General features: G+C 65.8%; 24 protein-coding genes. 9 read left to right on the top strand and 15 right to left on the bottom strand.

Translation table 11 applies throughout. From position 1 onward, the window contains the following. Positions 1-155: 155 nt before the first annotated feature. Positions 156-2438 carry an ATP-binding cassette domain-containing protein gene (locus tag ACHQ4I_RS26370; RefSeq protein WP_420774531.1) on the top strand — a complete coding sequence of 761 codons (2283 nt, stop codon included), beginning with the start codon at positions 156-158 and terminating at the stop codon, positions 2436-2438. A 123-nt stretch (positions 2439-2561) separates the two neighbouring features. On the opposite strand, the gene ACHQ4I_RS26365 is transcribed toward ACHQ4I_RS26370, so the two are convergent. Continuing rightward, positions 2562-4517, bottom strand: a complete 1956-nt coding sequence (locus ACHQ4I_RS26365; protein WP_420774951.1) for a serine/threonine-protein kinase PknD — start codon at positions 4515-4517, stop codon at positions 2562-2564. Positions 4518-4884: 367 nt separating this feature from the next. Here ACHQ4I_RS26365 and ACHQ4I_RS26360 point away from each other — a divergent pair, with 367 nt between their 5' ends. Beyond that, positions 4885-5013 carry a hypothetical protein gene (locus ACHQ4I_RS26360; protein ID WP_420774530.1) on the top strand — a complete coding sequence of 43 codons (129 nt, stop codon included), beginning with the start codon at positions 4885-4887 and terminating at the stop codon, positions 5011-5013. 70 nt (positions 5014-5083) lie between these two features. Here ACHQ4I_RS26360 and ACHQ4I_RS26355 read toward each other — a convergent pair whose 3' ends face one another. The 3 genes from ACHQ4I_RS26355 to ACHQ4I_RS26345 form a co-directional block, all read right to left on the bottom strand. Next, a complete protein-coding gene (locus ACHQ4I_RS26355; protein WP_420774529.1) occupies positions 5084-5377 on the bottom strand; it encodes a hypothetical protein in 294 nt (97 codons plus the stop codon). A gap of 261 nt (positions 5378-5638) precedes the next feature. Then, on the bottom strand, positions 5639-6067 hold the full coding sequence (locus tag ACHQ4I_RS26350) for an ester cyclase (protein WP_420774528.1): 429 nt from the start codon (positions 6065-6067) through the stop codon (positions 5639-5641). 89 nt (positions 6068-6156) lie between these two features. After that, a complete protein-coding gene (locus ACHQ4I_RS26345; RefSeq protein ID WP_420774527.1) occupies positions 6157-7065 on the bottom strand; it encodes an NmrA family NAD(P)-binding protein in 909 nt (302 codons plus the stop codon). 81 nt (positions 7066-7146) lie between these two features. Between ACHQ4I_RS26345 and ACHQ4I_RS26340 the strand changes: the two genes are divergently transcribed. Both ACHQ4I_RS26340 and ACHQ4I_RS26335 read left to right on the top strand, forming a co-directional pair. Next, positions 7147-7569, top strand: coding sequence for a winged helix-turn-helix transcriptional regulator (locus ACHQ4I_RS26340; RefSeq protein ID WP_420774526.1), 423 nt, complete (start codon positions 7147-7149; stop codon positions 7567-7569). A gap of 63 nt (positions 7570-7632) precedes the next feature. Then, a complete protein-coding gene (locus ACHQ4I_RS26335; protein WP_420774525.1) occupies positions 7633-8295 on the top strand; it encodes a hypothetical protein in 663 nt (220 codons plus the stop codon). On the opposite strand, the gene ACHQ4I_RS26330 is transcribed toward ACHQ4I_RS26335, so the two are convergent. The 3 genes from ACHQ4I_RS26330 to ACHQ4I_RS26320 all read right to left on the bottom strand — a co-directional run bounded on the left by ACHQ4I_RS26330 (position 8292) and on the right by ACHQ4I_RS26320 (position 11187). Continuing rightward, positions 8292-9140 carry a helix-turn-helix transcriptional regulator gene (locus ACHQ4I_RS26330; protein WP_420774524.1) on the bottom strand — a complete coding sequence of 283 codons (849 nt, stop codon included), beginning with the start codon at positions 9138-9140 and terminating at the stop codon, positions 8292-8294. The genes ACHQ4I_RS26335 and ACHQ4I_RS26330 overlap by 4 nt on opposite strands. A 111-nt stretch (positions 9141-9251) precedes the next feature. Beyond that, positions 9252-10004 (bottom strand): 3-oxoacyl-ACP reductase FabG, encoded by a 753-nt coding sequence (gene fabG / locus ACHQ4I_RS26325; RefSeq protein WP_420774523.1) that lies wholly within the window; start codon positions 10002-10004, stop codon positions 9252-9254. 34 nt (positions 10005-10038) lie between these two features. Beyond that, positions 10039-11187, bottom strand: a complete 1149-nt coding sequence (locus ACHQ4I_RS26320; RefSeq protein WP_420774522.1) for an acyl-CoA dehydrogenase family protein — start codon at positions 11185-11187, stop codon at positions 10039-10041. 130 nt (positions 11188-11317) lie between these two features. On the opposite strand from ACHQ4I_RS26320, the gene ACHQ4I_RS26315 reads away from it, so the two are divergent. Beyond that, the gene (locus tag ACHQ4I_RS26315) at positions 11318-11965 is read left to right on the top strand and encodes a TetR/AcrR family transcriptional regulator (protein ID WP_420774521.1); all 648 of its coding nucleotides are present in this window, start codon (positions 11318-11320) and stop codon (positions 11963-11965) included. Here the strand turns inward: ACHQ4I_RS26315 and ACHQ4I_RS26310 are convergent. Beyond that, positions 11962-12561, bottom strand: a complete 600-nt coding sequence (locus ACHQ4I_RS26310; protein WP_420774520.1) for an HAD family hydrolase — start codon at positions 12559-12561, stop codon at positions 11962-11964. The genes ACHQ4I_RS26315 and ACHQ4I_RS26310 overlap by 4 nt on opposite strands. A gap of 186 nt (positions 12562-12747) precedes the next feature. On the opposite strand from ACHQ4I_RS26310, the gene ACHQ4I_RS26305 reads away from it, so the two are divergent. Then, complete coding sequence (locus ACHQ4I_RS26305) at positions 12748-14841, top strand: serine/threonine-protein kinase (RefSeq protein WP_420774519.1); 2094 nt, start codon at positions 12748-12750, stop codon at positions 14839-14841. On the opposite strand, the gene ACHQ4I_RS26300 is transcribed toward ACHQ4I_RS26305, so the two are convergent. Continuing rightward, entirely contained in the window at positions 14838-15962 is a 1125-nt protein-coding gene (locus tag ACHQ4I_RS26300) for a BTAD domain-containing putative transcriptional regulator (protein WP_420774518.1), read from the bottom strand. The two genes, ACHQ4I_RS26305 and ACHQ4I_RS26300, sit on opposite strands and share 4 nt — an antisense overlap. Positions 15963-16024: 62 nt before the next feature. Next, on the bottom strand, positions 16025-17599 hold the full coding sequence (locus ACHQ4I_RS26295) for an alpha/beta hydrolase (protein ID WP_420774517.1): 1575 nt from the start codon (positions 17597-17599) through the stop codon (positions 16025-16027). Positions 17600-17770: 171 nt separating this feature from the next. Here ACHQ4I_RS26295 and ACHQ4I_RS26290 point away from each other — a divergent pair, with 171 nt between their 5' ends. Beyond that, complete coding sequence (locus tag ACHQ4I_RS26290) at positions 17771-19159, top strand: phenylacetate--CoA ligase family protein (protein ID WP_420774516.1); 1389 nt, start codon at positions 17771-17773, stop codon at positions 19157-19159. A gap of 4 nt (positions 19160-19163) precedes the next feature. Here the strand turns inward: ACHQ4I_RS26290 and ACHQ4I_RS26285 are convergent, their stop codons facing one another. The 3 genes from ACHQ4I_RS26285 to ACHQ4I_RS26275 form a co-directional block, all read right to left on the bottom strand. Continuing rightward, positions 19164-20204 carry a crotonase/enoyl-CoA hydratase family protein gene (locus ACHQ4I_RS26285; protein WP_420774515.1) on the bottom strand — a complete coding sequence of 347 codons (1041 nt, stop codon included), beginning with the start codon at positions 20202-20204 and terminating at the stop codon, positions 19164-19166. Positions 20205-20309: 105 nt separating this feature from the next. Then, positions 20310-20723 carry a YybH family protein gene (locus ACHQ4I_RS26280; protein WP_420774514.1) on the bottom strand — a complete coding sequence of 138 codons (414 nt, stop codon included), beginning with the start codon at positions 20721-20723 and terminating at the stop codon, positions 20310-20312. Positions 20724-20863: 140 nt separating this feature from the next. Beyond that, positions 20864-22288, bottom strand: coding sequence for an APC family permease (locus ACHQ4I_RS26275; RefSeq protein WP_420774513.1), 1425 nt, complete (start codon positions 22286-22288; stop codon positions 20864-20866). A gap of 420 nt (positions 22289-22708) precedes the next feature. Between ACHQ4I_RS26275 and ACHQ4I_RS26270 the strand changes: the two genes are divergently transcribed. Continuing rightward, entirely contained in the window at positions 22709-24217 is a 1509-nt protein-coding gene (locus ACHQ4I_RS26270) for a flavin-containing monooxygenase (protein WP_420774512.1), read from the top strand. Positions 24218-24270: 53 nt separating this feature from the next. Here the strand turns inward: ACHQ4I_RS26270 and ACHQ4I_RS26265 are convergent, their stop codons facing one another. Beyond that, positions 24271-25116, bottom strand: coding sequence for an SDR family NAD(P)-dependent oxidoreductase (locus ACHQ4I_RS26265; RefSeq protein WP_420774511.1), 846 nt, complete (start codon positions 25114-25116; stop codon positions 24271-24273). Positions 25117-25218: 102 nt separating this feature from the next. On the opposite strand from ACHQ4I_RS26265, the gene ACHQ4I_RS26260 reads away from it, so the two are divergent. Beyond that, positions 25219-25791, top strand: a complete 573-nt coding sequence (locus ACHQ4I_RS26260) for a CGNR zinc finger domain-containing protein (RefSeq protein WP_420774510.1) — start codon at positions 25219-25221, stop codon at positions 25789-25791. A 150-nt stretch (positions 25792-25941) separates the two neighbouring features. Here ACHQ4I_RS26260 and ACHQ4I_RS26255 read toward each other — a convergent pair whose 3' ends face one another. Beyond that, positions 25942-26553 (bottom strand): TetR/AcrR family transcriptional regulator, encoded by a 612-nt coding sequence (locus ACHQ4I_RS26255; protein WP_420774509.1) that lies wholly within the window; start codon positions 26551-26553, stop codon positions 25942-25944. Positions 26554-26577: the final 24 nt, after the last annotated feature.

Below are 26577 nucleotides of genomic sequence, written 5' to 3'. Positions count from 1 at the left end.
CCAACGGAATCCGTCGAGCCGTTCGACTTTCCGACAGCAGTCGAAGAATGCGCTGGTCATGGCGTAATCGCCGCTTCATGCGCATATCGAATTAATGTGATCTGCATCACATCTCCGCGGGCATTTTGTCGGTAGTGCATGGCATGGTTGGCGGCATGCCTTTTGCCGATTCCGTCGTCGCTACAGATGTCATCCGCGTGCTCGGTGCCAGTGAGCACAATCTGCGCAATGTGTCGTTGGAGATCCCCAAGAACAAGATCACCGTCTTTACCGGCGTCTCCGGGTCCGGCAAATCGTCTATCGTCTTCGACACGATTGCCGTGGAATCCCAACGCCAGCTCTATGCGACGTTCCCCGCGTTCATTCTCAACTTCCTGCCGCGCTACGAGCGCCCGCACGCCGAGGCGATGGAGAATCTGACCGCCCCGGTCATCATCGACCAGCAGCCCGTCGGCGGCGGACCGCGCTCGACCGTGGGCACGATGACCGATATCTACTCGATGGTGCGGGCGATGTTCGCTCGATTCGGTTCGCCCTCAGCCGGATTCGTCTACAACTACTCGTTCAACGTGCCGCAGGGCATGTGCCCGGATTGCGACGGACTCGGGGTGACGGTGCGAGCCGATCCGGATCGGCTGCTCGACCGGAGCAAATCGCTCAACGAGGGTGCGATCCTGCTGCCCGGCTATACCGTCGGCGGCGGTGAGTGGCAGATGTACGGCAAATCCGGCCGATTCGATCCCGACAAGAAGCTGGCCGATTACACCGACGAAGAGTTCACCGATCTGCTCTACGGCACCGGCGGCAAGGTGGAGCTGACCTTCAGCAAGGGCACCTGGAAGGCGAATTACGAAGGGCTGGCGGCCAAATTCACCCGTACTCGGTTGCAGCGCGACACCTCCACGCTCAGTGAGAAGACGCGCGAACAGATGCAGAAGTTCCTCACCGAGGGCGTATGCCCGACCTGCGACGGCGCCCGGCTCAATGCCGACGCGCTGGCCACCAAGATCGGCGGTCGCAATATCGCCGATTGGTCCGGACTGCAGATCACCGATCTGATGGCGGTGCTCGACGAGATCACCGATCCGGCCGCGCTCGGACTGACCGCCGCCATCCGGACCGCGCTGGGGCGCGTGACCGATATCGGGCTCGGATATCTGAGCCTCGATCGGCCGACCGCCACGCTGTCCGGCGGTGAGGGGCAGCGGCTGAAGATGATCAAGCACTTGTCCAGCACGTTGATCGGGATGACCTACATCTTCGACGAGCCGAGCGTCGGGCTGCATCCGCGCGATGTCGGGCGGTTGAACAATTTGCTGAAGGCGTTGCGGGACAAGGGCAATACCGTGCTCGTGGTCGAGCACGATCCCGATGTCATCCAGATCGCCGACCATATTGTCGATGTAGGGCCGCGGGCCGGACTGCACGGCGGGCAGGTGGTGTTCGAGGGCAGCTTCGCGCAACTGCGGGCCGCGGATACGCCGACCGGCGCCGGATTGCGCAGGCCGTTCACCGTGAAGGAGACATTCCGGAAGTCCAACGGCGAGTTGCTGATCGAACATGCGAATGTGCACAACCTGAAAGATGTGACGGTCGCGATCCCGACCGGCATCCTGACCTCGATCACCGGAGTCGCCGGATCGGGCAAGAGCAGTCTCATCCGCGATGTGTTCGTGCGCGAGCATCCCGAAGCGATCTTCGTCGACCAGTCGGCGATCGCCGCGTCGTCCCGCTCCACTCCCGCAACCTATCTGGGATTGATGGATCCGATCAGGAAGCTGTTCGCGAAGGCGACGGGCGAGTCCCCCGGTCTGTTCAGTTTCAACTCGACCGGCGCCTGTAAGCAGTGTGAGGGCCGCGGCGTGATCATCACCGAGATCGCCTACATGGACCCGGTGACCACCCACTGCGATGCGTGCGACGGACGACGGTTCTCCGACGAGGTGCTGGCATTGACGTTGCGCGGCAGGTCGATTGCCGACGTGCTGGAGATGTCGGCGGAGCAGGCGCTGAGCTTCTTCACCGAAAAGGCGCTCGCCGCGAAATTGCGCACGATGAACGAAGTAGGTCTGGACTACCTGAGCCTCGGCCAGGCCATGAGCACACTCTCCGGCGGCGAGCGCCAACGCATCAAACTGGCCACCCAACTCCAGAACACCGGCACCACCTACGTCCTCGACGAACCGACCACCGGCCTACACATGTCGGACGTAGACACCCTGCTCGCACTGATGGACGGATTGGTCGACCGCGGCAACACGGTGGTGGTCATCGAACACAACCTCGACGTGGTAGCCCATTCCGACTGGGTCATCGACCTCGGCCCCGACGGCGGCAAGGACGGCGGCGAGGTCGTATTCACCGGCACCCCCGCCGAGCTGCTGACGCACCCGGCGTCACTGACAGGTGAATACCTGCGAAAGTACAAGGCCGCCTAGCCATCCCACGGCGGCATCGCTCAGCCCATGCCGAGCAGCAGGCTGGTAATCAGGGTGATGACCGTTAATGCACAACTCATCGTCGGGTGGCCGGATGGCGTTCTTTTGCCGACATCGGCAAACTCAGTGACCGTCAACAGGTCCGACGGGCAACTTCAACACTCTGTTGTTGTTGGTGTCGGTGATGAAGAGGTTGCCGGCGGTGTCCACTGCGACGCCGGTGGGCACCTCGAGTCCGGTGAAGGGCAGCACAACTTGAGCCTGTGATCCCGCAGGCAGTTTCAGCACCCTGTTGTTGCCTGGATCGGCGATGAAGAGGTTGCCGGCGGTGTCCACTGCCACGCCATTAGGGTGGTTGAGCCCGGTGAAGGGCAGCACGACTTGGGTCTGTGATCCCGCGGGCAGCTTCAACACCCTGTTGTTCTCGTAGTCGGTGATGAAGAGGTTGCCGGCGGTGTCCACTGCCACGCTGGCAGGGTGGTGCAGGTCGGTGAAGGGCAGCACGACTTGGGTCTGGGAGCCCGCGGGCAACTCCAACACCCTGTTGTTGTTGGTGTCGGTGATGAAGAGGTTGCCGGCGGTGTCCACTGCTATGCCGTCAGGGAACTGGAGGCCGGTGAAGGGCAGCTCGACTTGGGTCTGTGACCCCACTGGCAGCTTCAACACCCTGGCGTTCGAAATATCCGCGACGTAGAGATTGTCGGCGGTGTCCACCGCCACGGGCTCAGGGCTAATGAGCCCAGCGAAAGGCAGCACGCCCTGGATCTGTGATACAGCAGGCAGCCCCAAGACCCTGGCGTTCGAAAGGTCGGTGACGAAGAGGTTGCCGGCGGTGTCCACTGCCACGCCATACGGGTGGCTGAGCCCGGTGAACGGCAGTGTCATCTGGCCAGGGCGCGGTTGCGTCCTGTGCGCCTGGTACGCGACCATCGCCGCTGCGGTCAGTGCCAGTACCGACAGAATCGCCACTACCCACCTGGTCGAGGTTCGGCGCCACCAGGGGAGCTTTGCCTGCCGGTCCACTGATCGGGGTCCGGGATGAATTCGTAAGGCTTCCTCCGGTGGGCGCGCGGACAGCGCCGTGGTATCCGCCAGCTGAATGCGTTCCTGCCAGGTCGGTGGCGGCAATACAGGTTCCGGCGCTGGTTGCTCCGCAACCGGCGTCGGTGCGTGGTGGCGGATCGTCTGGGGTTGGCCGCCGATGATTGTGGTGGCGCCATTGTCGGACATGGTCGCCAGTGCCGCCTCGGCGGCGGCCGCCAACGCCCCGCAACTGAGGTAGCGGTCCTCCTTGTTCTTGGCCATCGCCGACGTGATCACTGCATCGAACGCTGGAGACAGTCCGGGCCGCACCTCGCTGGGACGGGGAATCGGCATGCTCAGATGCCCGTGCATCAGCTGCGGCAGCGACGTTCCCGGGTATGGCGGCCGCCCGGTGAGCAGGTGAAACAGGGTGCACCCCAGCGAGTAGACATCGGCGCGGTGATCGAGGTCGGTGGCCTCGAACTGCTCGGGTGCGGCGTACCGCAGGCTCGCGACCAGCATCCCGGACCTGGTCAGGTGTTGGGTTTCGTCGAGGGCCTTGGCGATGCCGAAATCGGCGAGTAAGACCCGCCCTGGCCGATCCGGCCGGTCATGCTCGAGCAGGATGTTGCCGGGTTTCACGTCACGGTGCAACACGCCGGCGCTGTGTGCGTAGTCGAGGGCCTTGGCGGTCTCGGTGACGATGTGCACCGCTCGGGCCGGATCGAGAGCGCCGCCGGCAACCGCCTGTCCGGCATCGGAGCCGAGTACGTACTGCATCGCGATCCACAGCTGATCGCCCTCGCGTCCCCGGTCGTGGACCGTGACGATGTTGGGATGTTCGAGCCGCACGGCATGATCGGCTTCGGACTCGAATCGAGACCGGACATAGTCATCGCGAGTCAGGTTCGGGTGCAACACCTTCAGGGCGACCCGCCGCGGCAGGCGCGGATGGGCCGCCACATACACCGTTCCCATCCCGCCGCGGCCGAGTACCGCTTCGATGGTGAAGCCGGCGAACACCTCGCCGACGGCCAATGTGCTGTGCTCATCCACGTCGGTCACCCACCTCAGCGGCATGCTTGCCGGAGCCTGCATCCCTGCTGAGATACAGTGCCGAAGCCGCGCTGCGGCCCAGCAGCAGCGCCTGCACGACCAAGAGTGGCCAGTATCGTCTGACTACCAATCGGGACTCCACGTCGGTGTACCCATATCGGTCACGCCCGACCCTCTTCGTGGTAACGGAACCAACGGGTCGGTAAGGCCCACACTAGCGCTGGAAGTTGTGAAGTCGTCCTGCCAGAGCAGCACCACGCTCGAATACCCGCCGACGCGGAACGCGAACGGTGTGCGGGCAGTAGCCTGCGCCGAAAGTGGACCGTTTCGAGCCGATCGCGGCCGAGTGCGCCGAAGAGTGGCCTAGATGGGGCGCCGCAAGATTGCGGCGCTGATGCGCGCCGACGGGGTGTCGACCTCCACGGTGGAGCGGGCGTTGCGCCGCCGCGGCCCGATGCTGCCGCGGCCGACGACCTTCACCTCGCTGTTCAGTTGACCGCCACAGTGCTTCACGAAGCTCCCGCCGCGGAGGCCGTTCGCAGCCCTATGCTCGGCGAGGCGATTTTTCAGCGCACGATGTGAACTGGCTGGGGACCGGTTGTCGCAATGACGGTCTGGTCTTGGGTGAGGGTGACCGTGACCGTGCCACCGGATTCGTTGGGCAGTGCGCGACCAGGCGCAATGAGATTGCCTGACCAGGCGTGCGCTGCGCCATCGCAGTCGACGAGGACCGGTCCGTCGAGTTGAAGGGCGATCGGGCCACCCACACCACCTTGGAACATTTGTTCCAGCGAGCCGTCCACCACATCGACCCCGGCGGTTCCACCGCCATTACAGGTAGCCGATCCGTTGATAGTCAACGCGCTGACGTTGTAGCCGAGTTCGGACTGGACAGTGATCGATGACGCTGGCTGGGCGGCTGCGGTTGCAGCGAGGACTCCTCCGCAGCAGCCGACTATCCCAGTGATAACGGCTAGATTCGAGCGAAGCGAACTGTTGAACATGGTTGTTCTCCCGTCGATGCTCGTTCGAAGGATCTCAACCCACCCATCATCCCAGCATCCGTCGGCCTCTACTCCAGTTTGATAGAAGCGAGTGCCCGCCCGTGGTCGCGAACCTGGTCACGGTCCTTCCATGGGCGGGAGCACTCCCAACTGCTGCAACAGCCCGAGCACGTCCTTATCGGACCATTTCTCGGCGATCTTGCCGTCTTCGATCCGGTGGATCGTGGTGCCGGTCATCTTCAACTCGTGACCGGTCGCCGGGATCCCCGGCAGGTCACCGAGGTGGCGACCGTACGCGGTGATCCGGGTGACGACCCGGTCGCCCTCGGCGATCTGATCCTCGATTTCGTGCCGCCCCGGGGTGGCATCCCAGAACATGCGAAACGCATCCTTGAGACCCTCGCGGCCCGGACCGATGCCGGGGAAGGGAGGCGGCGAATGGTCCAGGTAGTCCTCGGCGACGAGTTCGTCCATGGCATCGATATTTCCCGCGTCGATCTCGTGATAGAACCGGCGGATCAGGGCCTTGTTGGCTTCAATCGACATGATCAACCTTCCTCCTCGATCGCCCGGCTTGCGGCGGTGACGGTTTACTCGAGTGCCTCTAACCTTGCAGCGGGCTCCGCGAATGCCCTTCAGCGGGTCGAGTCGACCGACACGGACTGATACCCGCCGGTCCGCACCGCGTCGGTAATGAGCGATCGAACGTCACGGGGTGCGGTCGGTAGCAGCTCGAGCAGATCCGTGCTCGATGCTTGCAGCAGACCCGCGCCGAGGTTGGCGAACAAGGACAGCGTGTGCGTGATCTGGTACGGCTCTAATCCACTGCCCTGCAGCATATTCCGCATTTCACCGAGGGATATGGGCGCATAGCTCACCGGGCGGCCGAAGGATTCGCTCAGTATCTCGGCGATATCCGAACCGCCGATCGCGGTGACGCCCTCGAGTTCATACACCTTGCCCGCATGTCTGCTGCGCCGCCCCGCGGCGAGGTCGCGCTCGGTTTCGGCGGCCACCCGCACGGCCACCTCGGCGAGATCCTCGCGCGCCACCACCGAGATCCGGCCGGTGCCGAATGGTGCGGCGAACACCCCGGATTCGGCGGATGCGGCGGCTCCCGCCACGGCGAGGCCAACGGGCACTTCGGCGTAGAGGCCGTTGCGCAGGATGGTCACCTCGAATGGTGCTGCGGCCAGCCGTTTTTCGGTCCAGCGATGAGGTAGGGCGATGGTGATCAGATCGCCGGAACCCGCGAGACTGGTGTAGATCACATGCCGGACCCCGGCCGCCGCGGCGGCATCGACCACCGCGCCGTGGCGAGCCAGCACCACATCGTCCTCGGCATATCCGGCGGAGATCAGTACGAGTACGTCGACACCCTGCAAGCCTGCGGACAGCGTTGCCGGGTCGTCGAAATCGATGCGGCGCGTTGCGGTGTCGTCGCCGGAGCGGCTGCCCGCCGCTACTGTCAGGTCGTCGAGGGTGGACAGGCGACGGTAGACGAGGCCACCCAGGGATCCGGAGATGCCGGTTACCAGGATCATCGGAACGCTCCCGATTGTTGTAGTTGCTCGAACTCGTCCCAGCATCGGCGGTCGCGGATCGCGGCATAAGGAGGCACTTTCATGTCGGTCACGAACACGGCGGTCACCGCGCAGGTGGCGGGCACTATTCCCGAAGGCCCCTGTGGCGATGACGACTGCGGCATCCGTGATGTGCTCGACCGGCTGGGGGATCGGTGGACGGTGCTGGTGATCGTGGAGTTGAACAAGGGGGTGCGGCGGTTCCGTGAATTGGAGCGGGCGATTCCGGGGATCTCGCAGCGGATGCTGACACTGACCACCAAGCGGCTGTGCCGGGACGGCATGGTGGAGCGGATCGCGTACCCGACGATTCCACCGCAGGTGGAGTATCGGCTCACCGATGTGGGACGCAGCCTGGCCACGGCCATCGCCGCGCTCGCCGACTGGTCGCGAAATCACAAAGAAGCCATCGCCGCCGCACGGCAGAGCTGGGATATCGAACACGGCGACGACGGAACCGAATGAACGCGATAATGGTCGTCGGACGCTCGAATGGACAGCGGTAGCTGTCCGGATAGGGAGGTTCCGATGACTCTTTCCGCCCGTGAACTGCTCGACGGGATCCAGGCGGAACTGGCCCCGCACGATGACGACAACCGCTTGGTCCCGCTGATCTCGGTGGGCAAGGCGCCGCAGGCGGTCTTCGCGGCGATCGCGGCGGAGGAGCAGCGCATCACCAGCAGCGACTGGCGCAGCTTCCACGCTATGGCGGCGCGGGCGGACGAGCCGAACGCCAGGGTGTTCTTCGGCGGGCTCGCACCGGGCGAGCGGCAGGCGCTCGCCATGTTGGACGCGCTGGTGGAGGCGGCGGGACCCGACCAGGGCATGGAGTTGCCCAGGGCGGGCTGCCAGGTGTATCCGGCCTATGTCGCCTGGTTGGCGTTGCACGCCGAACCCTCCGCTGCCGCAGCGGCGCTCTACGCGAATCTCGACGCATTCGGCGGCTACTGCGAGGCCGTCGCCGCGGCGATGCGCGCGCACTACCACTTCGGCGACTCCGCGTGCGCGTTCTTCGACTTCTTCGCCGCCGATGTCCCCGAGATCGAAGAGCAGGCCTTGGCCACCATCCAGGCCGGGCTCGACAGCGGGCGGCTGTTGCCGGGCGAGGCGCACTTATATGCCAGGCTCTTCCAGGACTACGAACTCCTGTTCTGGAACACCCTCGCCGACGAGTTCTCGGTCTACCCCTAGCGCCGCTCGGTGAGCTGCTGAGTCCCGGTGATCCGCAGCAGTTCCAGTGCCGAAGCGGCCGGGGTGCCGGGTGCCGCCGAGTACACGACGACGGCCTGGTCGGTGTCGGGTACGAATAGCGCGTCGCAATCCAGAACCATCCGCCCCACCTCGGGATGATCGATGGTCTTGGTGGCACTGCGCCGGTTCCCGGTGCGCCCCTCACGCCACAATCGATCGAATCGCTCACTGCGCGAACGCAATTCGGCGATCAAACGGGCCAGGTCCGGATCGTCGGGATATGCGGCCTTCGCACCGCGCAGCGAGGCGACCCACGACTCCGCCGCCAACTCGGCCTCCGCGGGGGTGAAGACCACCCGCGAGCGCTCGGTGCCCAGAAAAGACTGCCAGATGATGTTGCGCCTAGCGGGTGACCACGCGGAGAAGTCGCCGAGCAATGCCGCGGCCATCGAATTCCAAGCCAGCACATCGGCTTTCGCGGAGATCACCAGTGCGGGCAGATCTGCCATCCGATCCAGCAGCCGCAGCACACTCGGCCGCACCACCATGGCGATTCGGCCCTGCTGCGGCGGCGCCGAACCGGCCAACCGGAACAGCAGATCGCGTTCGATGTCCTCGAGCCGCAACGCGCGGGCCAGCGCGCCGAGCACCGCGGCCGATGGGCGCGGTCCGCGTCGCTGTTCGAGCCGGACCACATAGTCGACGCTGACACCGGCGAGCTGGGCGACCTCCTCGCGCCGCAACCCGGGCACCTGACGGCGCGAACCGCTCGGCAGCCCGACATCGCCCGGCCGCACCCGCGCCCGGGCCTTCCGCAGCAGGGCGGCGAGTTCCGTGCGATCCATATCTCGATGATGCCGCAGCGGCCCGGTGTCGGGGTGGTACTGCCGGTCCCAGTGGAGTGAACGCTCGCTGCCAGTCGCGCTCGGTTGGCCCTCGAGAAAAGCGGCTATTGGTCAGCGAGCCCCGCCATTGACATACAACGTCTGACCGCTGACATAGGACGCCTCATCACTGGCCAGGAAGGCGATCACCGCCGCGACCTCCTCGGGCCGACCCACCCGGCCCAGCGGAGTCCGTTCGGCCACGGCCTGTTGATGCGCCTCGGCGCTGAGTCCCACCCGGTTCGCCGTCGCGGCCGTCATCGCGGTGGCGATGTAGCCGGGCGCGACCGCATTGACATTGATGTTGTACGGTCCGAGCTCGATGGCGAGGGTCGCGGTTAGGCCCTGGATGCCCGCCTTCGCCGCGGCGTAATTCGCCTGACCGCGATTGCCGAGCGCGGAGCGGCTCGACAGCGAGACGATCTTGCCGTAGCGCTGGGCGACCATGTACTCCTGAGCGGCCTGGGTGCAGTGGAATACGCCGGTCAGGTTGACCGAGAGCACCGCGTTCCAGTCGTCCTCGGAAAGCCGGAAGAACAGGTCGTCGCGGGTGATGCCCGCATTGTTGACCAGAATGTGCGGACCGCCGAGATCGGTTGCGATTTCGGCGAATACCGATTCCACCGAGGCGCGGTCGGTGACATCGCAGACATAACTGCGGGCCGCGCCGCCCGCCGCGACGATCTGTTTCGCGGTGTCGTCGGGGGCCTGGCGGTCGAGCACCGCGACCTGCGCGCCCTGTGCGGCCAGCAGCTGCGCGGTGGCCGCGCCGATGCCCTGTGCCGCGCCGGTGACAACGGCGACCCGGTCGGTGAATCTGGTCATCTAATGTCCTCCTGGGGAGTTGGAAACGGCGGGATCAGAATGCGCTCACGCCGGTGAGCGCACGCCCGATCAACAGCTTCTGGATCTGGCTGGTGCCCTCGTAGAGGGTCATCACCTTCGCATCGCGCAGATATTTGCCGACCGGGAATTCGTCGATGTACCCGTAGCCGCCGAACACCTGCAGCGCCCGGTCGGCCGCGCGCACCGCGGCCTCACTCGCGAACAGCTTGGCCTTGGATGATTCCATCGCGAATTCGGCCCCCCGGTCGATGAGATCGGCGACCCGCCACACCAGTAGCCGAGCCGCGTCCACATCGAGGGCGATATCGGCGAGCAGTTCCTGGACCAGTTGATGGCCCGCGATCGGCTTGCCGAACTGTTCCCGCTCGGTGGCATATCCGACGGCGGCGTCCAGACAGGCCTGCGCGATGCCGACACAGCCGGCGGCCACCGACATTCGGCCCTTGGCCAGCGCCGCCATCGCGACGGTGAAACCCTTGCCCTCGTCGTGCAAGCGGGCGCTATCGGGGACGCGAACGCCGTCGAGCACGAGTTCGGCGGTGGCCTGTCCGCGCAGTCCGAGCTTGCCGTGGATGGTGCGGGCAGTGAAGCCGGGGGAGTCGGTCGGGACCAGGAATGCGGTGATGCCGCGATGCCCCTCCTCGCCGGTGCGGGCGAAGACGAGTGCGATATCGGCCCAGGTGCCGTTGGTGATGAACATCTTGGTCCCGGACAGCACCCAGTCGTCGCCGTCGCGGACGGCGCGGGTGCGCAACTGGGCCGCGTCGGAACCGGTTCCGGGTTCGGTGAGCCCGAAGCAGCCCAGTGCCTCGCCCGCGGTGAGCCGCGGCAGCCAGGTGCGCTTTTGCTCCTCGGTGCCATAGTGGTTGATCGACTTGGTGACCAAACCCAAAGAGACGGAGACGATTCCGCGCACGGCGGAGTCACCGCGGCCGAGTTCTTCCAGTACCAGACAGTAGGTGAGATGGTCACCTCCGCTGCCGCCGTACTCCTCGGGAATGGTCAGGCCGAGAAAGCCCAGTTCGCCCAGTTTGGGCACGATCTTGGGATCGACGGACTCGGCCCGGTCCCATTCGGTGGCGTGCGGCGCGATCTCGCGGTCGACGAAATCCGCCGCAAGACGCTGGGCGGCGGCCTGCTCGTCGCTGAGTTCCAGGTTCATCACGACTCCCGGCTGATAAAACTAACGGTGAAAGTTTCTTGTATGCTAACCCTCGATAAACTAACGATGCAAGTTTTTCGCTGTGGGTATTCGCCATGCGACACTGAACGGATCGACCAGGAGGTTTTCGGTGGGGAGACCGCGACGGCCCTTGCTCAGCCGCGACCGCATCGTGTCGGCCGCGCTGGATCTGGTGGATGCCGAAGGCCTCGAGGCGGTATCGATCCGCAGACTAGCCACCGAACTCGGCGTGCAGGGCCCCTCGCTCTACAACCACGTGGCCACCAAGGACGATCTGCTGGACGCGATGGTCGACGCCGTACTCGGCCGGATCGACCTGACCATGTTCACCGATATCTCGGATTGGCAAGTGGCGCTGCGTGATTGGGCGAGATCGTATCGCGCGGCGCTGGCGGCGCATCCGAAATTGGTGCCCGCCTTGAATCAGGGCATGGGCCGACGGCCGAACGCGTTGCGACAGGCCGATGCGGTATTCGGGGGATTGGTGGCGGCGGGGTGGCCGCGGCGGGAGGCGACGCAGGTGGGCGCGCTGATGCGGTTCTTCGTCACCGGGTCGACGCTGGGGTCGTTCGCGGGCGGGTTCCCGGAGGATGCCGCCGTGTATCGCGGGAACTACCCGCATCTGGACGAAGCCCATCTGCTGTCGGGGCGGCAGCGCGATATCGATGACGCCGCCTTCGAGACCGGGCTGCGCGCGCTGCTGGATGGGTTGGCGTTGCGGTTCGAGGCGTTGGAGAGCGCGGCCAGGGGCCGTTAGCGCGCGGCGAGCCAGTCCGGGAACTCGGTGAGCTCATTCAAAACGAATTCCGCTCCCGCAGTGCGCAATTCATCGGCATCGCACGGGCCGGTCGTGACTCCGAGGGCATAGACCTCGGCCGCCCGCGCGCCACGCATATCGCCCTCGTGATCGCCGACGAACAACTCGGCACCGTGCGCGCGGAGCGCGGCCGCTTTGCCGTCCGACCAGAGGTCCCCGACCACCGCGTCGATCCGCCAACCGAGTTCTGCCACGTGCAGTCGCGCCAGCGGCTCGTGCTTACCGGTCACGATGAGCACCCGCCCGCCGCGCGCCCGCACCGCGGCCAGTGCGGCATCGGCACCCGGCATGGCCGGAATGTAGGGCACGATCGATGGATAGATCTCGCGGTAGCGGGAGACGAGCGCCGGAATCGACTCCTCGGGCGCACCGGCGTCGGCCAGCAGCATCCCCAGCGGCGGCCCCAGCCGGTCGGCGAACGCGGCCCCGCGCAACGGCAGCCCGAATTCCGCACCCAACTGGTCGATCGCCTTGCTCACACCCGGCCGGGAGTCGATCAGCGTCATATCGAGGTCGAAGCCAACGGTCCAGGTCACTCCTGGACCCTATCGTCGCGCTGGATCGGCGGCGCGACGGCACCAACGGTTAACCATCCGAGCCGCCGCGAAGATCAATCAGGGGGAACATTGCGGTAGTCGGTGCGAAACCACTCATGGAACAGCCCGGCGAACTTACAGTTGACCGACGAGCGAACGGCTTCGGTCTGCATCGCGGAGGACGAGATGACGAGCCAGCGCGGGCCACTCACCGTGGGCGCGATGTTCGGCCACTACCGATTGGATCGGCTGATCGGTCGCGGTGGCATGGGCGAGGTCTACCAGGCCTACGACGTGCGCAAGCGCCGCACTGTCGCGATCAAGGTGCTGTTGGAAAAGCTCGCACAGGACCAGGAGTACCGCGAACGGTTCCAGCGCGAGGCCGATGCGGCCGCGCGACTGCGGGAACCGCATGTCATCCCGATTCACGATTACGGCGAGATCGACGGCCGCCTGTATATCGACATGCGATTGGTGGACGGTGCCAGCTTGCCGTCGGTGTTGCGTGACAAGGGACCGCTGGCGCCGGAGGAAGCGGTGTCGGTGATCCGTCAGATCGCCGCCGCATTGGATGCCGCGCACGCCGAGGGCTTGATCCATCGCGACGTCAAACCGGACAATATCCTGCTCACACCGGACGGCTTCGCCTATCTGGTCGATTTCGGTATCGCCCATTCCAGCACCGATCAACGGCTGACAACTCACGGTGCGGTGATCGGTTCGTTCAGCTATATGGCACCGGAGCGGTTCCGAGCCGAGCACACCACACCCGCGGTCGATGTCTATTCCTTGGCGTGTGTGCTGTACGAATGCCTCACGGGCACAAGGCCTTATCCGGGCAGTACCGACGCCCAGATCATCAGCGCGCATCTGTTCGAGCCGGTGCCGCGAGCGAGCATGATCCGGTCCAACGTGACGCCCGCGCTCGACACCGTCATCGCCAAGGGCATGGCCAAGAGTGTGCGCGAACGTTTCAGCGCCGCAGGCGAACTCGCGACCGCCGCGCAGGCGGCGCTGACGGGCGCCGGTGTGGTCACCGAGGGGCGCGCACCGACAGCGGCAACGCCGCAAGCGACGGCGGCACCGGATGCCATCACTGCGCAAACATCGAATGCCGCAGGGGTAATGGGTGATTCGCCCCTCGATACACAGCAGACTCGGCCTCCCGAAGCCCGGACATCTGATTCCCGGACTACCGGCGACCAAAAGACCGGCACCCCGAAGCCCGCGTCACGCCGCCGTGTACTGCTCGCGCTGATCCTGGTGGCCGCCGCACTCATCGCCGCTGGGGCCGGTTTCGGTGCTTGGACATTGCTCAATGACCGCAAAGGCACCGCGCTCGCCGACGCCACCGCATTGCGCGGCGCGGATATCGACCTGCTGAAGATCGTCGCCCAGGCCGGCCGCAAGCGTTCCACCTGCGTGCACGAGCAGCCCGACGCCTCCACCACTGTCGCCGCCATCTTCTGCCAGAACTACCCCGCGGCCAGTGAATCCGCGGCCAGATTCATGCGCTTCCGCAGCCTCGACGCCTTGCACGACTACTACAACCTCCTGTCGCGCACCTTCCAGACCATGAACTGCCCCGGTGACCCCGCCGGTACGGATGGCCCTTCGATCTTGGACGGCAAGGAGATCGGCCGTAAGGCGTGCTTCGCCAACCGTGCGGACACACCGGCCACGCCCGGACCGTCCCTGCTGATGACCGACGAGGCCCAGCTGGCGCTGGCGATGTACATGTGGCCGAAGCCGAGCGACGAGCCGCAGCGCGACTATATGACCAAGTTCACCGGAACGCAGTTCCTGACCAACGAAACCGCCCGTGACCCGGACTATTTCACGCCCGAGGACCGCGCGATCTTCAGTCGGCTCGCCAAAGACTTCGGTCCAGGGAACTGTCTGCATAGTCCACCCGAGCGCACGGTGAACGCCGTCGTAGTGTGCAGTACTCAGGCCGATTATCCGTCCGCCATCTTCTACGGATTCCCGGACACACAGTCGGCCGAGTCGTTGTACCGAGCCGACGTCGGCGTGCTCGGCGGACACGTCTGCGGTAGTGGCGGCACCGACGACGTATGGCGCAAGGCCAACACCGAGGTCGGCCGGTTCTTCTGCTATCTGGACAAAGATCCGGATACCGGCGACCGTTCCTGTCTGCTCGCCGTACACAACGACGCGCACTTGCTCGCCCTGTTCTGCACGCTGCCGCCGGCAAACCCGCTACCCGGTCCGAAAACCGAAGCCCAACTGCTGAACTGGTTCGACAAGCACTTCCGTTAATTCTGCGGCACGATACCGAAGGTGAATTCGGTATCGCCGATGCGGATTACCGCGCCGTCGGTGAGCGCGATCCCGTCGATGACCCGAACCCCGCCGACGTAAACACCGTTGGAGGACAACAGATCCTTCAGCAGGCATGACAGCCCATTGCTGACGATCACGGCGTGATGGCGGCTGACCTTGCCGTCATCGAGCACGATATCGTTATCGGGCAGCCGTCCGATGCGAGTGAACGGGCCGGTGATCGGGAAGGTCTGTCCGGTCGAATCCCGCAGGTACGCTTGGGATCCGGGGGCTATCAGATCGACGACCGTGGTCGCGCGCAGTGCGGATGCGACGGCGTCCGTGGGCGGGGTGAGCGGTTCCTGACGCAGCATCCGCGTCTCGAGTTCGCGAATCGAAGCGACCGGATCGATGCCGAGCTCATCGGCCAGCGTCGCACGCAACCGGCGCAGCATCTCGAGTGCGTCGCTCTGCCGCCCGCTCACATACAGCGCGGTGATCAGCTGCTCCCACAGCGGTTCTCGCAACGGGTACTTATCCGCCAGTTCGGCCAATTCGGAGATGACATTGTCGGCTCGGCCCTGCGCGATCTCGGCCTGGGCGCGGGCCTCGATGACGCCGACGCGCTCGTCGTCGAGGGCGGTCGCGAAGGCATCGGCGAACCCGAGCCCCTGCAGATCGGCCAGTGCGGTGCCGCGCCATTGCGCGAGCGCACTGGAAAGCACCTCACTTGCCACCGAGAACCGGCCCGCGGCCATGGCTCGCAATCCGGATTCCTTGCGGGCGCGGAACCGCTGGACATCACAGCCGTCCCCGGCCACCGTGATCCGGTATCCGGTTCCGGCGCGGGAGAGAATCGTGCGCGCGTCGAGACCGGCATCCCGCAGGGGTTTTCGCAGATTCGACACCATGGTGTGCAGACTGATCCGGATATCGGGCGGCGGGTTTTCCTCCCACACCGCCTGCGCCAGCGCCTCCGTCGACACCGGCCGGTTGGCGTTGAGCACCAGATACGCCAGTACCGCACGCTGTTTGACGCCGCCGAGCGGTTGGGCCACCGCATCGATCGTCAACTGAACCGGTCCGAGCACCCCGAACCCAGCCCGCATATCCGACATCCCCGTTTGTCCTCCCGTACTCGAAATGACTATCGAGCGCCGCGATCCCACCGTTTCCGGTTTCAGTCGTGGCAGCGGGTGCCGCGCTCGGGGACCACGCCGTCGAAGAAGTATCCGACGACGGCGGCGTCGACGCAGGCGGAGCCGTTGTCGAAGGCGATATGGCCCTCGTGTTCACTGACGACCAGCACCGCGTCGGCGAGCTCCTTGGCGACGTGCTCGGCATCGTCCAATGGCGTGGCCGGATCGCCGGTGTTGTTGAGCAGCACGATGGTCGGTGCGCCGGCCGCGTGCACGGTCTTCGACGCGCTCGTCGGCGGTACCGGCCAGAACAGGCACAGCGGCGTGCTGAAGGCCCGGTTCCGACCGAACAGCGGAGAGGTGACCTCGGCTAGGTCGGCCTCGCGCTGTAGTTCCGCCAGGATCTGCTCCTGCGACTTCGACCTATAGCTCTTGGGATCGTCGTTGGCGCACTGCACCGCCCAGAAGGCGGGATCAGAGGAGGAGTAGCGGCCCGTGTCGCTGCGGCCGACATACCGATCGGCGAGCTGGGCGAGTCCGGTGCCGTCGCCGTGCAGCGCATCCGCGAATGCCCGCTCGAATCGGGGCCACTTGGCTTCGTCGTAGGTGGCCTCGAAAATGCCGAGCACCGCCAGATTCGAGCCGAGCATCCGGCCGTCCTTGGTCGGAATCGGATCTCTGTCCACGCGATCGATGAGCTCGCGCAGCTTGCGCATGGCGATATCGGGATCGTGGTCCAGTGGGCAATCCGAACGCGCGGCGCAGGCGGTGAGCATGTCGCGCACGACCTGGTCGCGCGCCGAGATCCGCGTCGGATCCGGTGGTTGAGGATCGGGGGTGAAATCCCAGCGGCCCGTCGTCCAGCTCGGGTCGTCGATCGAATCGAGCACCATGCGGCCGACGTGCGCCGGGAACTGATCGGCGTAGTACTGGCCGAGCCGGGTGCCGTAGGAGAAGCCGAAATAGTTGAGCTTCTCCTCACCGAGGGCCGAGCGCATGATGTCCATATCCCTGGCCACGAATTCGGTGCCGACGAAGCCGAGCAGTTTGCCGGTCTTGCGCAGGCAGGCGGTCGCATAGCGCGTGTGCGCGTCGGCGACGCGGCGCAGGCCCGCCGCATCGGTCGGGGTGAAGTCGGTGGCCAGGTAGTCGTCCATCTCCTTATCGCTGAGGCAGTTGACCGCGGCGGTGCGGCCGACGCCGCGCGGATCGAAACCGACCAGGTCGTAGCGGATGCGGAATTTGCGCAGGCCCGTATCCTTCGGATCCAGCGCATAACGCACCTGCTCATAACCGGATTCGCCGGGCCCGCCCGGGTTCGCGGTCAGGACACCGAGGCGGGCGGCCGGGTTGGTGGCCCGCAGCCGGATCAGCGGCATGGTGATGGCCATGGCGCCCGGATCGGCATAGTCGACCGGGACTCGGATCGAACCGCAGTCGGCCTCGCCGTTCTCGCACGGCCGCCAACCGATGTGCTGGGCCATATAAGCCTCGAGCGTCGGCAGCGGTTGCGGGGCGGGTACCGGCGTCCCGGGGACGGTCCACGGACCCGCGCAGCCCGTCGTCATGAGTAGCAGCGCCACCAGTGCAGGGAGAATCAGATACCGATGCTGCATGGTGCGGGCCCCCTGGTTACTCCGAGATTGCCCCGACGCCACATCCATCCTCCAGCGAGGTGTACGCCGAAGGCGGTGACAACATCTTCTCACTACCGATCGCGACAGTAGAGCATGTCGTGCACGCGGCACCGGTAGCGTGGATGCCGCGAACGGGGAGAAAGGTCGGACATGACAGCCGATCCGAATCAGCGAATTCTCGAACTGGTGGCGCAGGCCGCGGCCACGGTGCCCGCGTACCGGGCATTTCTCGATGCGCACGGTATCGATCCGGAGAAGATCACCGATACCGCCACATTCCAGCAGCTGCCGTTGACGACCAAGGCCAACTATCACCAGCGCTATCCGCTACCCGAACGGTGCCGCGGCGGCGATCTGACCAATTGCGATCTGATCGCGGTGTCCTCGGGATCGACTGGTACCCCGACCTTCTGGCCGCGCACCGCCGCGGACGAGGCCGCATCGGTGCGCCGGTTCGCGCAGGTGCTCGTCGACGGATTCGGGGCCGCGACGACGCGGACGCTCGCGGTGGTGTGCTTTCCGCTCGGGACCTGGGTCGGCGGGCTGTACACGCTGTCGTGTCTGCAGGCATTGGCCGCGGAGTTGCCGTTGACGATCGTCGCGCCCGGTAACAACAAGGCGGAGATCCTGCGGGTGATCCCGGAGTTGGGCGGGCACGTCGATCAGGTTGTGCTGCTGGGATATCCGCCGTTCCTGAAGGACGTTATCGATACCGGACTGCGCGCGGGTGTCGAATGGTCGCGCTACGCGGTCAAACTCGTTCTGGCCGGTGAGGTGATCAGCGAACAGTGGCGCGATCTGATGGCCCAGCGGGCGGAGCTGGATCCGCTGCGGGACGTGGCCGCGCTGTACGGGACCGCCGACGGCGGAGTGCTCGGCAACGAGACGCCGTTGAGTGTGCGGATCCGCAGATTTCTCGGCGACCATCCCGCCGGTGTGGAACTGTTCGGGAGTCGGCGACTGCCCACGCTGCTGCAATACGATCCGTCGGATCGGTACTTCGAATCCATTGACGGCACACTCGCATTCACCGCCGATTCCGGAGTTCCACTGATCCGGTATCACATCGCCGATGACGGCGGTGTGATATCGCACGCGGACATGCTCGCGTTCTGCGCCGCGCACGGCCTCGATCTCGGTGCGGATACCGGGCCCGAGCTGCCGTTCGTCTACGTATTCGGGCGGACGCTGCACGCGGTATCGATATTCGGCGCGAATGTCTTTCCGGAGACGGTGACGATCGGACTGGAACAGCCGGAAATCAGCGAATGGGTAACCGGGAAGTTCGTACTCGAGGTGTGGGAGAACGCCGACCACGACCGGATGCTGCGCGTCACCGTGGAACTGGTTCCCGATGCGGCGAACACCCCCGAACGCACCCGCCGCGTCGCCGAATCCATTCGCGCCGAATTGGTCGGCCGCAATAGCGAATACGCGCACTACGTTCCGTCCGAACGCCAACTACCGCACGTCGAGCTGCGCCCCGCCGGCGATCCGGACTACTTCCCGGTCGGCGTCAAACACCGCTACACCCGCTGAACCGCTACTCCTCGGTGCGGAACTGGGCGCGCTTGTAGTCGCCGAACGGTTCGTCGCGCTCGCGGACGGCCTCGCGGAAACCCACGGTGGCCGAACGCAGTTGGAAGGCGTAGCCCTCGCGCGTATGCCGGGAGATTCCGTCGAACACGGTGCTGATCATCGCCGAGTTCGTCACGCCCTGGGAGTGCAGCGCCGAGTTCAGTGCCAGCTTGGCCATCATCAGCTGGTTGACCGGCATGCGCGCGATCCGTGCCACCAAGGCCTCGGTGCGCTCGTCGAGTTCGTCGGCCGGACACGATTCGACCGCCAGACCCCACTCCTCGGCCTGCTTTCCGCTGATGCAGTCGCCGGTGAACAACAGGCGCTTGGCGCGCTGATCGCCGAGGCGATGGGCCCACATGCCCGCCGCCGGGATGCCCCAGACGCGGGTGGGCGGGTAGCCGATTTTGGTGTCGTCGGCGCAGATGATCTGGTCGGAGTAGAGCGCGATATCGGTGCCGCCCGCGATGGCGAAGCCGTGCAGTTTGGCGACGGTCGGTTTGTTCGCGTGCATGAGGCTGGCGAAACCGCGGTTGAACCGGCTCATCATGGCGTAGTCGATCATCGGATCCCATGTGCCCCAGGGATTGTGATTGACCGCCTGCACCACCGGATCGGCCACGGTGCCGGTGGTATCGGTCGAACCGTCGACACCGTGGCTGCCCTGTTCGGCGAACATGTCCAGGTCATAGCCGCCGCAGAAACCCTTGCCCCGCCCGGATACCAGGATCACGTGTACCCGCGGATCCAGGTCGGCGCGCTCGACCGCGTGCGCGAGATCGACTGGGGTGTCCGGGGTGATCGTATTGCCCTTGTCCGGGCGGTTGAAGGTGATCCGCGCGATGCGTCCGTCGCGTTCGTAGGTGAGTGTGCGGTACTCGCGTTCGCCGCCGGGCTCGGGTCGGTCCCGCCAGGGCGAATCGGGGACCTGCGTCCAGTTCTCGTACCAAGCCGCGGGACGGGTGCCCGCATGGTTGGAAAAGGCGTCGTTATCAGGCTGATTCACGTGGAACTCCCGGTGCACTCGATGCCGTGTTCTCGGCAACGGTGCGGCCGCTGGGCGGCGGGTGCATCGTTGCGCTCGATGCCACCGTAGCGAACCGGGGTGGGCTCAGGCCTCGAGTGCGGGGCTGTCGTCGGGGAAGGAGTGGTGTTCGTGCACCACGCTCCAGCGCTCGTATTGCTTGCGCAGGCCGAAGGTGATGCGCAGCCGCTTGGCCGGATCGCGGGCGAAATCCTCGGCGGTGCCGCACAGCAGCAGTGCATGCGCGAAGGCCACATCCGCGCCCGCCACGACCTCGAGTGAGACGATGTCGAAAGTTGCACCCGATGCCTGCCATTCGAAGAAGCCGGGCCAGGTATCCCGATACGCCTCGATACCGCGCACACCTTCGTTCGGCGGGGGCACGTCGAACATGACGATATCGTCGGCGTGATCGGTGAGCACTCCGGCCAGATCGCCGGTATGCACCGCCGACGCCCATCGCTCGATCAGGATTCGGATCTGCTTTTCGTCATCGGACATCTCGGGTCGTCGTCCTTTCCGGCACGGCCGCGAGCGGTATGCGCCGTGGCTCTTACCCAGAGAGCGTGCCGAATTCGCCAGTGCTGCGCAATGATTCGGAATGCATTAGTGCAAGGTCCCAATGGCGAAATTCGCGCCGGTTACCGGTCGGCAGAAACCGTTGAGGCGGTTACGGTCGGGCCGGCCAAGGTGGAGCGTTTGCGGCCGTATCCCAGGTAGACCGCGATACCGACGATTACCCAGACCGCGAACCGCACCCAGGTCAGCCCGTCCAAGGTGGTTGCCAGCAGTACGCAGCCGATGAGCGCGAGAATCGGGACCAGCGGCACCAGCGGGGTGCGGAACGGACGTTCGCGATTCGGTTCCAGTTTGCGCAGCACCAGAACACCGACGCAGACGACGGCGAAGGCCGAGAGCGCGCCGATATTCACCAACTCCACCACGATATCGATCGGCAGCAGACCGGCGATGGTCGCGCACACGGCGCCGAGCAGCAGTGTCAGCCGGACCGGGGTCGCGCGCTTGCCGGTTTCAGCGAGACCGCGCGGCAGCAGCCGGTCGCGGCACATCGCGAACATCAGCCGGACCTGTGCGTAGACGATCAGCAGCAGACCCTTGGTGAGCGCGATGATCGAGGCGATCACGATGACATTGCCGATCCAGCCGACGTGCAGATTCCCGAATGCGGTCGCGATCGGCGACGCGTTGTTCAGGCTCGCGAATGGGGCGATACCGGTGAGCACGGCGCTGACCAGTGCGTAGAGCAGCGTCGCGATGAGCACGGTGCCGATGATCGCGAACGGGATATCGCGGCGCGGATTGCGTGCCTCCTCGGCGGAGGCGGCGACCACGTCGAAGCCGAGGAAGGCGAAGAACGCGATGGCGGCACCGCCGACAACGCCGCCGAATCCGAAGGGCGCGAACGGGGTCCAGTTGCCGATATCGATATGCGGTGCGCCGATCGCGACGACCAGGACCAGCACACCGATAGTCACGGCGACCAGCACCTTGGTGATCCGGGCGGTCAGGGTCACCTCGCCGACGAGCACCGCGACGATGACGGCGATGACGAGCACGGCGGGCAGGTTCAGGATGCCGCCCTCGGACGGACCCGCCGTGATGGCGGTGGGCAGGGTGATGCCGAACATGGAGTCCAGCGCCGATACGACGCTGCCGGACCAGCCGATCGCCACGGCCGCGCCCGCGATGACGAATTCGAGCAGCAGATTCCAGCCGACCAGAAACGCCGGCCCCTCGCCGAGGGTGGCATAGGTGTAGGTGTAGGCACTGCCCGACACCGGAACCATGGCCGCGAGTTCGCTGTAGCAGAGCGCGACCAGCACGCAGACCGTGCCGGCCAGCAGAAACGACAGCACGATCGACGGCCCAGCCTTCTCGGCGGCGGCGACACCGGTGATGACGAAGATGCCGGCGCCGACAATGGTGCCCACACCCATGGCCGTCAGGTCGACGCGCCCCAGGCTGCGCTTCAGGGTCGGCGACCCGGCCTCCTGGCTCGTCGCGGAGTCGGGCAGGCGGCGGCGCCACCGGGTTGCGCTGGTCATGAACTCCCTTACTGCGTGCTCTGGCTCCGGCTATCGGGCGGAGTCGGCCATCCATTCTCGTCGGGGGAGTTCGCGCGGTGGACGGCGGGGGACCTGCGCTCGCCGTTGTGGGCGATCGATGAGCAATTCGATGCGCGCATGCGCGGCGTGCAGTTGAGCACCCGACGCGTTGTTGCATGATGCGTAATCCGGCGTCGGGCAATTGTTGGGCAAGCGCTGACATTGTGCTGATCGCCATGTCGACGGGCAGATTTGCCCGCTAACTACCTGACGCAGCGGCATGGACCGAACCCTTCATTGTGGCGCTGCTTCGCCCCCGTGCGCCGAGGGTGGACTAGACGTTACCGTTAATCACACGTAATCTCGTGGGGACGCTCGGACAAGGGTGCCCGGGTGAGACCAGACGAAACGGATACCTCAATGACGCGGCATGTCGACGTACTGATCATCGGCGCGGGCCTGTCCGGCATCGGGATGGCCTGCCATCTCACCCGCGAAAAGACCGGACGCAGCTATGCCATCCTGGAACGCCGCCGCGCCATCGGCGGGACCTGGGATCTGTTCCGGTACCCGGGCATCCGCTCGGACTCCGACATGTACACCTTCGGCTTCGGATTCCGACCATGGATCGGCACCAAGGTGCTCGCCGACGGGCCGCATATCCGCCAGTACATCGAGGACACCGCCGCCGAGTACGGCGTCACCGAGCACATCCGCTTCGGGCGCAAGATGACCAAGGCCAGCTGGTCGAGCGAGGCCGGTCTGTGGACCGTCGAGGCGCTCGACGAGCAGACCGGCGAGACCGAGATCTTCACCAGTAACTTCCTGGTCGGCTGCACCGGCTACTACGACTACGACAACGGGTACCGCCCGGAGTTCCCCGGCGAGGCCGACTTCCGCGGGCAGATCGTGCATCCGCAGCACTGGCCGGAGGGGCTGGACTACCGTGGCAAGCGCGTCGTGGTGATCGGCAGCGGCGCCACCGCGATCACGCTGATCCCGGCGATGGCCGACGACACCGCGCACATCACCATGCTGCAGCGCTCGCCCACCTACATCACCGCACTGCCCGCCGACGATCCGGTCGCGGTCGGCATGAAGCTCGCGCGGGTGCCGGAGAAGATCGCCTACCGGGCGGGCCGGGCGCGCAATATCGCCTTGCAGCGGGCAAGTTTCCAGCTCTCGCGCACCAACCCCGAACTGGCGAAGAAGCTGTTCCTCGGCGCGGTGCGGATGCAGGTCGGCAAGCAGATCGACATGCGGCACTTCACCCCGTCCTACAACCCGTGGGATCAGCGGCTCTGCGTCGTGCCCAACGGTGACCTGTTCAAGGTGCTGCGCAGCGGTAAGGCCTCGATCGTCACCGACCGCATCGAGACCTTCACCGAGACCGGCATCCGCCTCGCGTCCGGCGAAGAGCTACCCGCCGACATCGTGATCAGCGCGACCGGCCTCACCGTGCAGATCCTCGGCGGCGCGACGCTCGAGGTGGACGGTGAACCGGTGGTGACCCGCGAGCGCGTGGTCTACAAGGGCACCCTGCTCGAGGGCATCCCCAATGCGATGCTGGTGCTCGGCTACACGAACGCGTCCTGGACCCTCAAGGCAGATCTGGCCGCCGAATACTTCTGCCGAGTCCTCAACCACATGAAGGCGCACGGCTTCACGAAGGTGGTCGCGGTCGCCGAAGATGCCGACCGCTCCGATCAGTCGGTAATGGGCGGCGCCCTGACCTCCGGCTACATCCAGCGCGGCGACGGCGTGATGCCGCGTCAGGGCGCCCGCGGCCCGTGGCAGGTCATCAACAACTACTTCCGCGACCGTGCGCTGCTGCGTAAAGCGCCGCTCGAGGACGGCGTGCTCACCTTCGACGGCGCGGCCGCCGCTGCCCGTAATCAGACTGGTCGGGCCCGCAAGCTCATCGCCTAGGACGCGGCGATCCTCGCCGCGCGCAATCCCGCGCGGCCCCGCTGCGAAGTTGTCTATCCCATGTGGGCATCGACCAGGTTGGTGACGGTGGCCCATTCGTCGAGGTCGTCGAGGCGTGCGGTGAGCGCGGTGCGCATGTTGTCGGATCCGGCGATGCCGAGGGCGAGACGGCGGGGCGGATTGTCACTGGCAACGGCGGTTCGGATGCCTGCGGCTACGCGATCGACAGCGGAGAAAGCCGTGGCGGGCAGTGCTCGGATCGCCTGCTGCACGGTGCGTACCGTCTGGTCGTAGTCGGCGTGGGTTGCGCTAGCCGCGGCGAGGTTCGACAGGAAAGGTGTCGCGGTCAGGCCGGGCTGCACGAGAGTGACGTGGATACCGAGTGGCGCTAGTTCGGCGGCGAGCGCGTCGGAGAGCCCCTCGACGGCGTACTTGGTCGCGGCGAGCAGCCCGACGCCGGGGTCGGCGGTCTGGCCGTAGTAGGACGAGCCTTGCAGAATGTGCCCGGATCGCCGGCTCCGCAGCACCGGCAGGGTCGCGCGCAGGACGTTGAGTACGCCGAAGACGTTGGTGTCGAAGATCGCCCGTGCTTGCGTGTCGGAGGCTTCCTCGACCGCCCCGAAGAGCCCGTAGCCGGCGAGGTTGGCGACGACATCGATGCGGCCGAAGCGAGCCACGCTCTGCTCGACCGCCTGCGCGACGGCTGTCTCGTCGCGCACGTCTGCCTCGATCGTGAGCAGCTGGTCGGGTTGTGCCAGGCCGGTGAGGGTTTCGGTGTGTCGAGCTACCGCGATAACGGATTCACCGGATGCCAGCGCCTGAATTGCGAGCTCGCGTCCGATGCCCGAGGAGGCTCCGGTGATGAACCAGACCCGGGGAGTATGTCCTTCATTCGTCATGTTGCGACCGTAACGGATTAGCACGCAACATTTCAAGCTGTTCTCGTGCGAGAGTTGTGACCGAATGGGCTAGCCCGAACGTGGCGTTGGTATCGTGAAGGAGTGGAGGTACCGCAGTGGAGCGATGATGCGGCTGCTCTGGTGTTGTGGTTCGTCAACACCAGAGCCGACGGCACGGGGCGCGTCGAGATCTTCGGCACGGCTGCGGGATTCGCGGATTGGGCGATCCAGCGAGGTCTGCTGGACGCGGCCACTGTGGTGACCGACTCCGACGCGGTGGCCGCGCGCGAGCTTCGCGACGCGTTGGTCACGACGTTGCTGACACACGCGGGCGATCCGGATATCGGTGATGCCCAGGTCGTCGAGGCGGAACGCTACCTGCGGCAGGCCGGTATTCGTTATCCACTGACGACGGTCGTCACCGCGCAGACGGCACAACTTTTCCCCGGATCGACCGGTGTCCCCGGTGTTCTGGGGAGCGTTCTCGCGGCGGTGACCGAGACGGCGCAGCGCGGGGACTGGATGCGGATCAAGGCATGCTGCAATCCGCCGTGTCACTTCGGCTTCATCGATCGCACCCGCAACCGAGCAGCGCGCTATTGCAGTCCCGGATGCGGATCGCAGGTGTCGATGCGCGCGCTTCGGCAGCGACGCAAGCAGGCCGATTCCTCCTGATCAACTCCGTTCCGAGCCGCCGAACGCACACGGGTATGGGAACTGCTGGCCGCCGATAGCCGGCGCGCAGCCGTATTCAGGCCAGGCGGAACCGTAGCGCCGGATTCCGTTCAGATGCACGACTACCCCCGATTTCTCACCCTCGGTGAATCAGGTTGGGGACACCAGGGTTTCGGCGACGGTGCGGATGTGGGCGAGGTAGGTGGCGCGGGCGCGGGGAGTGGCGTCAATGCGGGTCAGGGTGCCGCGGGTGAGGGCGTAGCCGATGGTTTCGGCGACGATTCGGGATGGGACGGCAGGGGAGATGCGGCCTGCGGCGTGCAGGCGTTCGAGGTAGCGGGTGAAGCGGCGGACGGGGCGTTCGGCGATTTCCCGTGCGAGGGTGGCGACTCGGTCGTCCACGGCGCCGCGTTCGTCGATGAGGCGCAGCATGGATCCGGCGTTGCGGACCGCGGCCGCGAAGGCATCGATGGTGGCGGCCAGCACTTCTCGCGGGTTGTCGGTGTCGATATCGGGTTCCTGGGCGGCGAGGAACTCGTCGCGGACCCGGGCGGCAAGGGCGAGGAAGATTTCGTCCTTGGAGGCGAAGTAGACGTACATCGTGGCCCGGGAAACGCCTGCGGCAGAGGTGATATCGGCGACGGTGGTCTGGTCGTAGCCGCGCTCGGCGAAGACGCGGGCGGCGGCATCGAGCAGGGCGCGGTGGCGGTCGGTATGCGATCTTTCCCGCGCCGCGCGGACCGACCAGCCTGCCTGTGTCATATGCCCATCGTCGTTGACATTGAC

The organism is Nocardia nepalensis (genome assembly GCF_048910785.1).
GTDB classification, from domain to species: Bacteria; Actinomycetota; Actinomycetes; order Mycobacteriales; family Mycobacteriaceae; genus Nocardia; species Nocardia nepalensis.
This window is presented reverse-complemented; position numbering and strand designations above follow the sequence as displayed.